Here is a 12,946-nt window from a genome sequence, read left to right as displayed (position 1 = left end):
TAGCGGCCCGGTCACCATTTCGGTGACCGGGCCGCCTCGAGCGGTTCGCGAGCCGTCAGCCCGCGTTGCGCTCCAGCCCGACGATCACGGGATCGTGGTCGGAGGAGCGGTACGGCGAGTCGGTGTGCAGGTCGACACCGGTGTAGTTGTAGCGGCTGTACTCCATCAGCAGGGACTCACCCGAGTTGATCGACCAGATGTCCGAGCCGGCGAAGCGGCGCTGAGCGTGCCTGTTGAGCAGCACGTGGTCGAGCGATCCGGCGAGACCCGAGAAGGAGTAGCTGTACTCGTCGTTGCCGCTGAGCGTCTCGGAGTCGGCGTAGCCGGCCTGGTAGAGGACCTGCATCGGGTCCTCCTGGGTGTAGGAGTTGAAGTCGCCGGCGAGCGCGACGTCGGTGACCCCGGTCTGGGAACGGATCGAGGAGACCCAGGAGACCAGTGCGGTGGCCTGGCGGACCCGCGACTCGTTGGAGGCACCCTGGCCGTCGCCGGTGTCGCCGTCCCCCGGCCACGGGCCGGGCGAGCCCTTCGACTTGAAGTGGTTGACCACGAAGAAGAACGGCGCGCCACCGTCGGCGGGCTTGAAGATCTGGCCGATGGGCTCGCGGGCGTTGCCGAAGGCCTGGTCGTCGCCGCTCTGGTCGCCCAGCGCACGGGCCTCACCGATGCGGCGTACGGCCGAGCGCTTGTAGATGATCGCGTTGGTGATCACGTCGGCGCCGGACGCGTCGGGCAGCTCGGCCGAGGACGGGTTGGCCGTCCAGACCTTGCGGCCGGCGGCCGCGTTGAGCGCGGCGACCAGCGAGCTGGTCGCCTCGTCCGGGGTCTCGCCCAGCCGGGCGGAGTTCTCGATCTCCATCAGGCCGACGACGTCGGCGTCGAGCGCGTTGATCGCGGAGACGATCTTCGACTGCTGACGACCGAAGTCGGCCGGGTCCCAGGCGCCGCGCTGGTCGCAACCACCGCTGACGTTGTTGCCGTCGCCGGCGCGGTCCTTGTAGGCCGTGCAGCCACCATCACCGACGTTGTCGTCGTTGGCGTCGCCGAGCGTGGTGAAGTAGTTGAGCACGTTGAACGAGGCGATCTTCACGTCGGCACGGCGGCCGATCTTGCCCTCGTCGGGGGCCTCGGTGCGTACGTCACCGAAGTCAGCCGGCCACGACGCCGGGTCGGCGGTGGCGACCTGGGTCGGCTGGAAGCGGTAGGTCGGCGCCGAGGGCGAGCCGCCCTCGGAGAGGATCACCGGGCCGCGGAAGTCGACGGAGGCTCCGACCACGACGGGCGCGGCGTTGGAGACGTACGGGATCGTCCGGCTCGTCGGCGGGCGCAGCGTGGTCGAGGAGCCGTCGTCGAGCACGATCCCGCGAGCGGCGTTGTCGGCCTCGACGGCCTCGGCCTCGGCCGACCCGGGACGGGCCACCTCGGTCGGCTGGAGCAGCGGGCGGTCTCCCTGGGCCAGGCCGAGCTCGCCGAAGTTCTCCACACCGTAGGTGTTGCTCACGGTGACGTCGCCCTGGGGCGCGAAGAGCATCCCCTCCAGCGACTCCTTCTGCGTGGCGGTCGCCGGCCACTGCGACACGACCGGGTCGATCGACCCGGTGCCGTCGGTGACGATGTCGGCGGCCGTGGGCACCGAGATCTCGGTCAGCCCGGCGTACTCGACCACCGCACCGGTCACGGTCACCGCGTCGCCCGGCTTGACGGTGACGGCACCTGCCGAGCGGGGCTGGTAGACGAAGACCGCGTCGGAGGCGTCGTGGGCCCCGAGGTCGAGCGACCCGCCCGTGCCCGGCGTCTGGAGGTAGAAGCCGAAGAAGCCGCCCGAGGGGTAGGCGGCGGTGACGATGCCACTGGTCGTGACGGTCTCACCGACGAGCGGGCTGGCGGTGCCGGTGCCCTGGATGTCGGCGATGGTGACGGCCTCGGCCGTCGTGGCGGCGCGCGCGGTCGGGATGGCGACCGCGCCGATGCCGGCGACGGCGGCCGTCAGGCCGACCATCGAACCGAGCACCTGACGTGCTGAGAACATGGATGACTCCCCGCGTGGAAGTAGAAAGCGATGGGCGGTCTGCCCGATTCAGCACCGACCGAAACCACGCGACCATAACGCGGCGTACGCCCTCGCGGCGGGGATCTTGGGTGAACGTCCGGTAACGGAGTTACAACTACCCGAAATTGGAGATCTACGAGGAGCGGAGCGCGGCGCGCTGCTTCCACACGCCGTGGAAGAACTGCGCGCCCGACCACATCGTCAGCGCGACCGCCACCGCGAGGCAGATCTGGAAGGCGTAGAAGAGCAGCTCCCAGACCAGGGCGTCACCGAAGGCACCGCCGTGGGCCGAACCGTGCGGCAGCGGCATCAGCAGGCCGCCGAGGGCGACCGCCTGCACCGTGGTCTTGATCTTGCCGAGCTGGTCGGCGGCGATCACGATCTTCTTGAGCACCGAGAGGCGCAGCAGGGTGACGCTCCACTCGCGCAGCAGCACGATGATGGTCACCCACCACCAGATGTCGCCGACGATCGAGAGGCCGATGAAGGCCATCCCGGTGACCGCCTTGTCGGCGATCGGGTCGGCGATCTTGCCGAAGTCGGTGATCAGGTTGTGCTTGCGGGCCAGGTCACCGTCGATCTTGTCGGTGATCATCGCCAGCGCGAAGATCGCGAAGGAGACCCAGCGCAGCGTCGGGTTGTCGCCGCCGTCGGCGAGCAGCGCCCACGCGAAGAACGGCACGGCGAGGATCCGCAGCGTGGTCAGCGCGTTGGGTACGTTCCAGTTGCTCGTCTTCTGCACCGATGCCTCGGGGGCAGTGCTCTCGTCGTTCACGCGGCGAACCCTATCCGTTCACTTCGGCGACCAGGTCAACGCCTTCGGAGGCGATGACGGTCGCGCTCACGAGATCACCGGGACGTACGCCCTCGACGTCTCCCTCGAGGGAGGTCATGCCGTCGACCTCGGGGCCCTGGTGGGCGGCCCGGCCGAGGATCTCACCGTCTTCGACCTCCTCGACGAGCACGACGACCTGCTCGCCGATCCGCTCCTCCGCGCGCTGGGCGGTGAGCTCCTCGACGAGCTCGTTGACGTGCTCGACGCGGGCACGGATCTCGTCGGCGTCCAGCTTGAGCGAGTCGTCGAAACCGGCAGCCTCGGTGCCCTCCTCGTCGGAGTAGCCGAAGACGCCGGTGACGTCCATGCGCGCGGCGACCAGGAAGTCGGTCAGGATCTGGAGGTCCTCCTCGGTCTCACCCGGGAAGCCGACGATCACGTTGGACCGCACCCCGGCCTCGGGCGCGTAGCCGCGGATCTGCTCGAGCAGGCCCAGGAAGCTCTCCGGGTCGCCGAACCGCTTCATCCGCCGCAGGACTGCGTTGGAGGCGTGCTGGAAGCTCAGATCGAAGTAGGGCGTCACGCCGGGCGTGGTGGCGATGACCTTCAGCAGGTCGGGCCGGGTCTCGGCGGGCTGCAGGTAGGAGACGCGTACGCGCTCGATGCCGTCGATGGCGGCCAGCTCCGGCAGGAGCGTCTCGAGCAGCCGGATGTCGCCGAGGTCCTTGCCGTAGGAGGTGGAGTTCTCCGAGACCAGGAAGAGCTCCTTGACGCCCTGCTGGGCCAGCCACTGGCCCTCGTGGAGCACGTCGGAGGGGCGCCGAGAGACGAACGAGCCGCGGAACTGCGGGATCGCGCAGAAGGTGCAGCGCCGGTCGCAGCCGCTGGCCAGCTTCAGCGGCGCCCACGGGGCGTCGTCGAGCCGCGTACGTCCCGCGAAGCCGGGCACCTGGTCGACCGCGGCCATGCCGGGGACCGAGATGGCGGACGCGTCGCGCTCGACCGGGGAGATCGGGAGCAGCAGGCGCCGGTCCTGAGGTGTGTGCGGGTGGTGGGCCTCGCCGCTGAGGATGGAGCGCAGCTTGGCGGCGATGTCGGGGTAGTCGTCGAAGCCGAGCACCGCGTCGGCCTCGGGGAGCTCGGCGGCCAGGTCCTTGCCGTAGCGCTCGGCCATGCAGCCGACCGCGACGACGGCCTGAGCGCGGCCGGTCTCCTTGAGGTCGGCCGCCTCGAGCAGCGTGTCGACCGAGTCCTTCTTCGCCTGCTCGACGAAGCCGCAGGTGTTGACGACCACGGTGTCGGCCTCGTCCGGGTCGGCGACCAGCCGGAAGCCTCCCGCCGTCAGCCGGCCGGCGAGCTCCTCGGAGTCCACCTCGTTGCGGGTGCACCCGAGGGTCACCATGGCGACGGACACGAGGGGCTGGTCGGTCTCGGCGGAGGGTTCGGTCGCAGTGCTCATCACCGTGAAGTATGACGGGCACACCCGCCTGAGACCGAACCCTCGCGCCGGGATGGGGCGATCAGTCGGGCACGGAGCCCGGCTTCACGGAGAGGACCGGGCAGGACGCGCCGAGCAGGATCCGCTGCGCGACGCTGCCCATCAGCAGCTTGCCGACCGGCGTACGCCGCCGCAGACCGACCACGACCAGCTTGGCGTCGAGCTGCTCGGCGGCATCGAGGACGGCACCGGCGACGTCCGGGTCGATCGACTGCCGGATCTCGTGCGGCCGACCCGACTCGGTGAGCCGGCGTTCGAGCTCGCCGACCTGCTCCTCGAGGGCGTAGCGGTCGTCGACCAGGGCGTCGCCCCGGGAGGCGTTGACGACCACGACGCCACGGTCGCGGCGCTCGGCGTCGGCCAGCGCCCAGTCCAGCGCGACCGAGCCGTAGACGTCGGGCGCCCACGCCACGACCACCCAGCCACCTGCGGGGGTCTCACTCATCACAACACCTTCTCCTTCTCGTCCTCGTCCTCGATCTCGGCCGACTGCTCGGCCCGTGCCCGGAGCCGGGCGATGAACGGCCGGCCCAGGATGAACAGCGCGATCAGGACGTAGATGACCACCGCGAGCGGCTCGCTCAGCAGCGCCGCGTAGTCACCGCCCGAGATCGTCAGCGCCTCCCGCAGCTTGGTCTCCATCAACGGCCCCAGGATGACACCCAGGATCAATGGGAGCACCGGCAGTCCGAAGCGGCGCATCATCAGCCCGAGCAGGCCGAAGGCGACCAGCAGCGCGATGTCGAACGGGTCCAGGTTGGTGGCGTACGCACCCAGGCAGGCGAAGAACAGGATGCCGGCGTAGAGCTGCGGCCTCGGGATCCGCAGCAGCCGGGCCCACAGCGGCGCCAGCGGCAGGTTGAGCACCAGCAGCAGGGTGTTGCCGATCAGGAGGCTGGCCAGCAGCGTCCACACCAGGTCGGCGTGGTCGGTCATCAGCTGCGGACCGGGGGTGATGCCGTAGCCCTGGAGCGCGGAGAGCATCACCGCGGCCGTGGCCGTCACCGGCAGGCCGAGAGCCAGCATCGGCACGAACATCCCGGCGGCCGAGGCGTTGTTGGCCGCCTCCGGCCCGGCGACGCCCTCGATCGCGCCACGGCCGAAGTCGCCGCGCTTGGAGAGCTTCCGCTCGGTCAGGTACGAGAGGAACGTCGGGATCTCCGCGCCACCGGCAGGAAGCGCGCCGAACGGGAACCCGAAGGCGGTGCCGCGCAGCCACGGCTTCCAGGAGCGGCCCCAGTCGTCGCGTCCCATCCAGGGCCGGCCGACCGGGACCACGTGCGCCGGGCGACGGCGCAGATGGGCGGCCACCCACAGGGCCTCGCCGAGAGCGAAGATGCCGACCGCGACGACCACGATGTCGAGCCGGTCGACGAGCTGGGTCACGCCGAAGGTGAGCCGCGGCTGGCCGGTGTTGAGGTCGAGACCGACCAGACCGATCGTCAGGCCGAGGAACAGCGCGGCGAAGCCACGCAGGGCCGAGGTGCCGAGCACCGTTGTGGTCATGACCAGGGCCAGGACCATCAGCGCGAAGTACGAGGGCGCACCCAGCTCGACGGCCACGTCGGCCAGGGCCGGCGAGAAGAAGGCCACCAGGATGGTGCCGATGGTGCCGGCGACGAACGAGCCGACCGCGGCGGTGGCCAGCGCCTGCGCGCCACGCCCCGCTCTGGCCATCCGGTTGCCTTCCAGCGCCGTCATCACCGAGGCGGACTCCCCCGGTGTGTTCAGCAGGATCGAGGTGGTGGAGCCGCCGTACATGCCGCCGTAGTAGAGGCCGGCGAACATGATGAACGCGCTGGTCGGCTCGAGCCGGTACGTCACCGGCAGCAGCAGCGCGATGGCCATCGCCGGCCCGATGCCGGGCAGCACGCCGACGAAGGTGCCCAGCAGCACGCCGATGGCGGCGTAGAGCAGGTTCATCGGGGTCAGGGCGGACTCGAGCCCACCCATGAGAAGTTCGAAGTTCTCCATCAGTCAGTCCTCACAGGATCCCGTCGAGTACGCCAGGGGTGAGCGGGATGCCCAGACCGACGTAGAAGGCGTACCAGCTGGCGACCGAGAGGACGAGCCCGACGATCACGTCCCGCACGAGCGTTCGGCTGCCGAGGCACCAGGCGGCGCCGGCGAACAGCGCCGCCCCCGAGATCGCCCAGCCGAGCAGGTTCACGGTCGCGACCGTGAACAGCAGGACCGCGACCAGCTTGAGGACCGTCAGCCAGTCGGCCGACGAGCTCAGGTCGACGTCCTCCCCCTCCTCGGGCTCCGGCTGGGAGCCGCGGGCGGTGGCGACCGCCAGCAGCGCACCGACGACGACGAGGCCGGCGCCGATGACGTACGGGAAGACGCGGGGGCCGACCGGGTCGGCGAAGCCGACGTCCAGGCCGGTGGCATCGACGACGGTGTAGATCCCGATGACGACCAGGAACAGGGACAGGCCGTACTGGCCGACGTCGACCCGGCGCGCGGGGCTCGTGGGCTCGGGGGGTTGGGTTTCGGTTTCGTGGACGCTCACAGCAGATCCAGCTCCTTCAATGTCGAGGCGACGCGCTGGTCCTGCTCGACCAGCAGGTCGTCGAAGTCGTCGCCGGTGACGAAGGCGTCGGTCCAGCCGTTGTCCTTCAGTGCCTGCTGCCACTGCTTCGAGTCGTGCATCCGGGTGAGCAGGTCGATCAGCTCCTGCCGGCGCTCGTCGCTGATGCCCGGCGGGGCGAGTACGCCGCGCCAGTTGAGGAACACCAGGTCGATGCCGCTCTCGGTGAGCGTCGGTGCGTCGGCGAAGACGCCCGTGCCACGCTCGTCGCCCGAGACGGCCAGGACCCGCAGCTCACCGGCTTCGACCTGGCCCTCGAACTCGGCGAGACCGGAGAAGCCGACGTCGATCTTGTGCCCCAGCAGCGCGCTGGTGAGCGGACCACCACCGTCGTAGGGGACGTACTTGACCTTCTTCGGGTCGATGCCGGCGGCCTCGGCCAGTTGCATCGGGAAGAGGTGGTCGGGGCCACCGGGTGAGGAGCCGCCGCCGACCACGATGGACTCGGGGTCCTCGGACCAGGCCTTCACCAGGTCGTCGATGGTCTTGAAGGGCGAGTCGGCCGGGACCAGCACACCCTCCTGCTCCTCGATGAGCTGGGCGATCGGGGTGGCGTCCTGGGGGCGGGCGTCCACGCCGAAGGAGTAGGTGGAGCCGACGACGCCCAGACCGATGGTCATGAGCAGGTTGCCGTTGCCCTCCTCGCTCATCAGGCGGGACATCGCGACGGAGCCGCCGGCGCCCAGGATGTTGGTCACCTGGATGTCACCGCCGGTCATGTTGTCGCGGTCGAGGACCCCCACGGCCGCCCGGCCGGTCTGGTCGTAGCCGCCACCGGGGCTGTTCGGGATCCACATGTCGAGGTCACGGGACTGCTCGCCACGGGTCACGCCGCAGGCCGATGCCGCGGCGAGCAGGCAGGTCACGAGTACGACGGCGAGGGCACGGGTACGGCGTATGCTCGCTGCCCGGCCCCGCTGCATCGGCAGCGGCGGTCGGGGCGGGGACTGCGATGTCGGCGTCGACAACGGCTGGCCTCCAGACTCCAGGGGATGAAACGGTCAGTGGCGATGGTCACAGTCCGGGGTGACCGCCGTCACCATTCGGCAACCAAAGGAGGTTGTGTAACTTGTGGCCACAGCGACCGCGGCGCCACCTGTCGCTGGCCGGACAGGTGCTGCTGCTGCAGCTCTCGGTGCTGCTGCTCGTCGTCGTGGCGACCAGCATCGTCTCCCTGCGGCAGAGCGACGCCGACTTCCGTGACTCCCGCGAGGACCGGCTGCGTGCCGCCGCGGAGAGCCTGGCCGGGATCGCGGCGATCCAGGACGGGCTGACCAGCAGCGCTCCCGACCGGCAGGCCCTGGGCTTCTACCTGCAGACCCGGGCCGCCGACGCGGGCGCCGACACCGCCTACCTCACCGCACTCGACGGCACGGTCCTGGTCGCCACCGACCCCACCCGGGTCGGCGAGACCCTCGATCTGGGCAGGCGCGAGACGAGCCGGGCCTGGTCCGGCGACATCGACGACGCCGGCCGCCGGGCGATCGCCGCCCAGGTCCCCGTCTACGGCGGTGGCTCGGCCGGCGCGGACGCCGAGGCGCCGCGTCCGGTCGGCGTGGTCGTCGTGACCGAGGACTATCCGCCGCTGACCGAGCGCCTCGCCCGCACCTGGGCCGACGCCCTGACCGTGCTGCTCGCCGGTCTCGCGCTCGGCGTGCTCGGGTCGTGGCTGCTGGCGCGGCTGATCAAGCGACGTACGCGCGGGCTGGAGCCGCGCGACATCGCCGCACTCGCCGACCACCGCGAGGGCCTGCTCCGCTCGATCCGCGAGGGGGTGCTGGCGGTCGGCGCCGACGGGCGGGTCAGCCTGATGAGCGACAGCGCCCGCGAGCTGCTCGGGCTGACCTCGGACCCGACCGGGCACCGGCTCGACGAGCTCGACCTGCCCGCCGAGACCCTCGCCCTGCTCAGCGGAGCCGAGGAGGTGCACGACGCACCGCTGGTCGCCGGCGAGCGGGTGCTCGTGCTCAACCGCAACCGGGTCCACCACGACGGCCGCCCCGCCGGCACCGTCACCACGCTGCGCGACCGCACCGAGCTGGTGGCACTGCAGAGCGAGCTCAACGCCCGCGAGAGCGTCACCGAGACCCTGCGGGCGCAGACCCACGAGTTCAGCAACCAGCTGCACACCATCACCGGGCTCCTCGAGCTGGAGGAGTACGCCGAGGTGGGCCAGTTCGTCACCGGGCTGACCGCGCGCCGGGCGGCACTGAGCGACCACATCACCTCCCGGATCGACGACCCCGCGGTGGCCGCCCTGCTCATCGCCAAGGCGAGCCTGGCCGCCGAGCGCCGGGTGAGCATCGACCTGGACGCCGCCAGCTCGCTCCCCCGGCTCACCCCCGACGGCTCCGCCGACGTGGTCACCGTCCTCGGCAACCTGGTCGACAACGCCGTCGACGCGGCCGCGCTGGTCGGGCCGCTCGACGGCCGGGTCGGCGTACGCCTGACGGCCGCGGGCCAGACCGTGACCGTCCGCGTCTCCGACACCGGCGGCGGGGTGCCCGCCGAACGTCTGCCCGAGATCTTCCGGCGCGGCTTCAGCACCAAGCCGCGCGACGCCAGCGGCCGCGGCGTCGGGCTCGCGCTGGTCCAGCTGGTGTGCCGTGCACGCGGCGGCGAGGTCGAGGTGGAGAATAGCGGGTCGGCGGAGCGCCCCGGAGCGGTCTTCATCGCGACCCTGCCGGGCGCCGCACCGCTCGCCCCACCCACCACCCCACCCGCCGCCCCACCCGGCGATACTGCCCCCGAGGAGGCCCGATGACGTCCGCACCGGAGCTCACCGTGCTCGTGGTCGAGGACGACTTCATGGTGGCCTCGATCCACACCCGCTTCGTCGAGCGCGTCGACGGGTTCCGCGTCGTCGGTGTGGCCGCAACAGGCTCCCAGGCGCTCGCGGAGACCGCCCGCCTCTCCCCCGACGTGCTGCTGCTCGACGTGCACCTTCCCGACTTCAGCGGCATCGAGCTGCTGCGCCGGCTGCGCGGACGAGGCGACGACGCCGACGTCATCGTCATCACCGCCGCCCGCGAGGCCGACACGGTGCGGGCCGCCGCGGCCGGTGGCGCCGCCCACTACGTGGTCAAGCCGTTCCCGTTCGAGGACCTGGCCGCCCGGCTCGACGACGTACGCCGCTCCCGCGAGGCGCTCGCCCGGATCGGGCAGCGGGCCGAGGGAGCCGAGGGGGCCGAGCACCGCGACGAGGTCCAGGCCGGCATCGACGAGGTCTTCAGCCACCAGGGCGCACGCGAGACCCGGGAGCGGCTGCCGAAGGGGCTCAGCGCGGAGACCGCCCGGGCCGTGCTGGCCGCGCTGCAAACCGCCGGCGAGCTCAGCGCCACCGAGTGCGCCGAGGAGATCGGAGTCTCCCGGGTGAGTGCGCGCCGCTATCTCGAGCACTTCGCGAGCACGGGCCGGATCGGCGTACGTCTCAACTACGGCACCGCCGGACGCCCCGAGCGGCGTTACCGGGCGGGCGACTCCTGAGCCGTCGGCTCAGGCGGACTCGCGGATCACCAGGCGCGTCGGGAGCACGACGGAGGGCTCGACGTCCTCCCCCGCGACCAGACGGAGGATCTGCCCGGCCAGGCGGGTGCCGATCTCGTGGATCGGCTGGTGCACCGTCGTCAGCGGCGGGTCCGTGAACCGGGCCGCCTCGACGTCGTCGAACCCGATCACCGCCACGTCATCGGGGACCCGGCGGCCGAGCCGGCGCAGCGTACGCAGGGCGCCGTCGGCCATCAGGTCGGAGGCCGCGAAGACGGCGTCGATGCCGGGATCGCGCTGCAGCAGCCGTTCCATCGCGTCGATACCCGACTGGCGCATGAAGTCGCCCTCCTCGACCAGCGGCACCGCCCCCGGCAAGGCTTGCAGACCGGTGAGGTAGCCCGCCAGGCGCTCGCGCCCGGCGACCATGTCCTGCGGCCCGCAGATGGTCGCGATCCGGCGCCGGCCGAGACCGATCAGGTGGTTCATCGCCGCCTCCACGCCGCTGGCGTGCTCGACGTCGATGTACGGCACGGTCGCCTCGCCCAGCGGCCGCCCGCTGGTGACGACCGGGACGCCTGCGACCCGCAGCTCCTCGGGCAGGGTGTCGGCCCCGTGCATGGACGCCAGCACGACACCGTCGACGGTGCGGCCGTGCACGTAGCGCAGGATCCGGTCGTGGCTCGACTGCGTCGAGGCGAGCAGCAGCACCAGCTGCTTGTCCGCCTTCTCCAGCGCCTCCCCGACACCCCGGATCACGCCGGGGAAGAAGGCGTCGTCGGAGAAGACCCGGGTCGCGGACTCCGGCAGGATCAGGGCGATGGAGTCCGTACGCTGCGTCACCAGGCTCCGCGCCGCCGGGTTCGGCACGTAGCCGAGGTCGGCGATGGCCCGGCGGATGCTCTCGGCGACGTCGGGACGTACGGTCGTGGAGCCGTTGACGACGCGCGAGACCGTCGCTCGCGAGGCCCCGGCGGCCCGGGCCACCGTCTCCAGCGTCGGCCGGCCGGCCGGGGTCTCGTTCATGTATCGAAACCTATCGCCTACCGCTCACCTTGAGAACGTGAACCAGTTGAGGTTGACGAAGTCGGCCGGCTGGCCGCTGGTGAACCGCAGGAACACCGTATGCGTTCCGGTCACCCCGCTGATGCTGCCCGGGACCGTACGCCAGCTCTGCCAGCCTCCGGTGTTGGCCACCGAGAAGCTGCCGATCGGGGCGTTGTTCACGTTGTCGAGGCGTACCTCGACCAGGCCGCTCACCCCTGCCGGCGCACCGGAGGCGACGCGCGCGGAGAACGTACGGGCGGCGCTCGAGCCGAAGTTCACGCCGTCGTAGCGGAGCCAGTCGCCGTTGCTGAGATAGCCGACGTTCTGACCGCCGCCGGTGTCGGTCGTAGCCTCCATCTGGGTGCCGCTCTGGGCGTTGTAGGACTCGGCCTGGATGGTGGAGTAGGCGTCCCGGTTGCCCGGGGCGGGCGGGTCGGTCGGCTCGGTGGTGCCGCCGCCCTTCGAGTAGACCGCGACGTAGTCGACCAGCATGGGCACACCGGAGGCGGTCGCCGAGGTCGGGTTGCCGGGCCAGCCGCCGCCGATCGCGACGTTCAGGATGATGAAGAAGCCGTGGTTGGTCGCGTTGTTCCAGGTCGTCGCGTCGACCTGGTCCGAGCGGACCGTGTGGTAGAGCGTGTTGTCGACGTAGAACCGGATCTGCTGCGGGCTGGTGCTGCGGTCCCACTCCATCGCGTAGGTGTGGAACGACGACTGGCAGGTCGAGCCCGGGCAGCCCTGGAGCGTCCCGCCGAGGCCGGTGGTCTCGTTGCACGGACCGCCGGGGGAAGTGCCGCAGTGCAGCGTGCCCCACACCTGGTTGGCGCCGTTGACGTTCTCCATGATGTCGATCTCGCCGATGCCCGGCCAGTTCCAGTAGTTGCCGCGGAAGGGCTCGCCGAGCATCCAGAACGCCGGCCAGATGCCCTGGGCCGCCGCGCCGGTGACGTTCGGCATCTGGATGCGTCCCTCGACGCGGAGCACGCCGCCGGAGGGCGGCTGGAAGTCGGTACGGGTGGTCTCGATGCGCCCGGAGGTCCAGTTGCCGGCGCCGTCGCGGATCGGCTTGATGACCAGGTTGCCGTTGCCGTCCTGGTAGACGTTCTGGGTGCTGTCGCTGTGGTAGGCGATCTCCCCGGTGCCCCAGTTGGCCGCGCCGCCGGGGTAGGAGTGGCCGATGTCGTACATCCAGTTGTCGGTGTTGATCCGCGACCCGGCCGTGCCGGTGAAGTCGTCGCTCCACACCTTCGTCCAGCCGGCCGGCGTGCCCGGCTCCGACGCCTCGGACGCCTGCCCGAAGGATGTCAGTGGGATCGCCACGGCGACCACGCCGGCCGCGATCACAGCGGCTCCTAATGCCTTGAGACTTCTCATGATGACTCGCTTCCCGATGAATGAGCGATGAGTCTGGCGACTCGTGAGAGCGCTCTCTCGGATGTCATGGTCCCAAACCCGATGTGACCCGCGTCACCAAATCCCGATCTCTTTAACAAGCCC

General features: G+C 70.9%; 11 protein-coding genes. 2 read left to right on the top strand and 9 right to left on the bottom strand.

The annotated features are described in order from the left end of the window. Nucleotides 1-55 precede the first annotated feature (55 nt). The 7 genes from ABTX24_RS11825 to ABTX24_RS11795 all read right to left on the bottom strand — a co-directional run bounded on the left by ABTX24_RS11825 (nt 56) and on the right by ABTX24_RS11795 (nt 7,884). The gene (locus ABTX24_RS11825; protein WP_350839763.1) at nt 56-2,029 is read right to left on the bottom strand and encodes an ExeM/NucH family extracellular endonuclease; all 1,974 of its coding nucleotides are present in this window, start codon (nt 2,027-2,029) and stop codon (nt 56-58) included. A 154-nt stretch (nt 2,030-2,183) separates the two neighbouring features. Next, the gene (pgsA, locus tag ABTX24_RS11820; protein ID WP_350718267.1) at nt 2,184-2,825 is read right to left on the bottom strand and encodes a CDP-diacylglycerol--glycerol-3-phosphate 3-phosphatidyltransferase; all 642 of its coding nucleotides are present in this window, start codon (nt 2,823-2,825) and stop codon (nt 2,184-2,186) included. Nucleotides 2,826-2,835: 10 nt separating this feature from the next. Further along, nucleotides 2,836-4,239: a 30S ribosomal protein S12 methylthiotransferase RimO gene (gene rimO / locus ABTX24_RS11815; protein ID WP_350839791.1), complete on the bottom strand. Its 1,404-nt coding sequence runs from the start codon at nt 4,237-4,239 to the stop codon at nt 2,836-2,838. A 106-nt stretch (nt 4,240-4,345) separates the two neighbouring features. Then, the gene (locus tag ABTX24_RS11810; RefSeq protein WP_350718269.1) at nt 4,346-4,768 is read right to left on the bottom strand and encodes a universal stress protein; all 423 of its coding nucleotides are present in this window, start codon (nt 4,766-4,768) and stop codon (nt 4,346-4,348) included. Further along, complete coding sequence (locus ABTX24_RS11805; RefSeq protein ID WP_350839761.1) at nt 4,768-6,297, bottom strand: tripartite tricarboxylate transporter permease; 1,530 nt, start codon at nt 6,295-6,297, stop codon at nt 4,768-4,770. The genes ABTX24_RS11810 and ABTX24_RS11805 overlap by 1 nt, the downstream gene beginning before the upstream one ends. A gap of 10 nt (nt 6,298-6,307) precedes the next feature. Further along, nucleotides 6,308-6,838 carry a tripartite tricarboxylate transporter TctB family protein gene (locus tag ABTX24_RS11800; RefSeq protein WP_350839759.1) on the bottom strand — a complete coding sequence of 177 codons (531 nt, stop codon included), beginning with the start codon at nt 6,836-6,838 and terminating at the stop codon, nt 6,308-6,310. After that, the gene (locus tag ABTX24_RS11795; RefSeq protein ID WP_350839757.1) at nt 6,835-7,884 is read right to left on the bottom strand and encodes a Bug family tripartite tricarboxylate transporter substrate binding protein; all 1,050 of its coding nucleotides are present in this window, start codon (nt 7,882-7,884) and stop codon (nt 6,835-6,837) included. Before ABTX24_RS11795 ends, ABTX24_RS11800 begins: the two co-directional genes overlap by 4 nt. A 101-nt stretch (nt 7,885-7,985) precedes the next feature. On the opposite strand from ABTX24_RS11795, the gene ABTX24_RS11790 reads away from it, so the two are divergent. Together ABTX24_RS11790 and ABTX24_RS11785 are read left to right on the top strand one after the other, a co-directional pair. Continuing rightward, complete coding sequence (locus tag ABTX24_RS11790; RefSeq protein ID WP_350839755.1) at nt 7,986-9,680, top strand: sensor histidine kinase; 1,695 nt, start codon at nt 7,986-7,988, stop codon at nt 9,678-9,680. Next, nucleotides 9,677-10,402: a response regulator gene (locus ABTX24_RS11785; protein WP_350839753.1), complete on the top strand. Its 726-nt coding sequence runs from the start codon at nt 9,677-9,679 to the stop codon at nt 10,400-10,402. The genes ABTX24_RS11790 and ABTX24_RS11785 overlap by 4 nt, the downstream gene beginning before the upstream one ends. Nucleotides 10,403-10,411: 9 nt before the next feature. On the opposite strand, the gene ABTX24_RS11780 is transcribed toward ABTX24_RS11785, so the two are convergent. Both ABTX24_RS11780 and ABTX24_RS11775 read right to left on the bottom strand, forming a co-directional pair. Further along, nucleotides 10,412-11,428, bottom strand: coding sequence for a LacI family DNA-binding transcriptional regulator (locus tag ABTX24_RS11780; RefSeq protein ID WP_350839751.1), 1,017 nt, complete (start codon nt 11,426-11,428; stop codon nt 10,412-10,414). Between the two features lie 24 nt (nt 11,429-11,452). Further along, nucleotides 11,453-12,823 carry a glycoside hydrolase family 16 protein gene (locus ABTX24_RS11775; RefSeq protein ID WP_350839749.1) on the bottom strand — a complete coding sequence of 457 codons (1,371 nt, stop codon included), beginning with the start codon at nt 12,821-12,823 and terminating at the stop codon, nt 11,453-11,455. Nucleotides 12,824-12,946 lie beyond the last annotated feature (123 nt).

The organism is Nocardioides sp. NPDC127514 (assembly GCF_040302125.1).
Classification (GTDB): Bacteria; Actinomycetota; Actinomycetes; order Propionibacteriales; family Nocardioidaceae; genus Nocardioides.
This window is presented reverse-complemented; position numbering and strand designations above follow the sequence as displayed.

Coding starts and splice junctions, on each gene's coding strand:
- ABTX24_RS11825 (WP_350839763.1), bottom strand. CDS start 2,029: ATGTTCTCAGCACGTCAGGTGCTCGGTTCGATGGTCGGCCTGACGGCC.
- ABTX24_RS11810 (WP_350718269.1), bottom strand. CDS start 4,768: ATGAGTGAGACCCCCGCAGGTGGCTGGGTGGTCGTGGCGTGGGCGCCC.
- ABTX24_RS11805 (WP_350839761.1), bottom strand. CDS start 6,297: ATGGAGAACTTCGAACTTCTCATGGGTGGGCTCGAGTCCGCCCTGACC.
- ABTX24_RS11785 (WP_350839753.1), top strand. CDS start 9,677: ATGACGTCCGCACCGGAGCTCACCGTGCTCGTGGTCGAGGACGACTTC.
- ABTX24_RS11780 (WP_350839751.1), bottom strand. CDS start 11,428: ATGAACGAGACCCCGGCCGGCCGGCCGACGCTGGAGACGGTGGCCCGG.
- ABTX24_RS11775 (WP_350839749.1), bottom strand. CDS start 12,823: ATGAGAAGTCTCAAGGCATTAGGAGCCGCTGTGATCGCGGCCGGCGTG.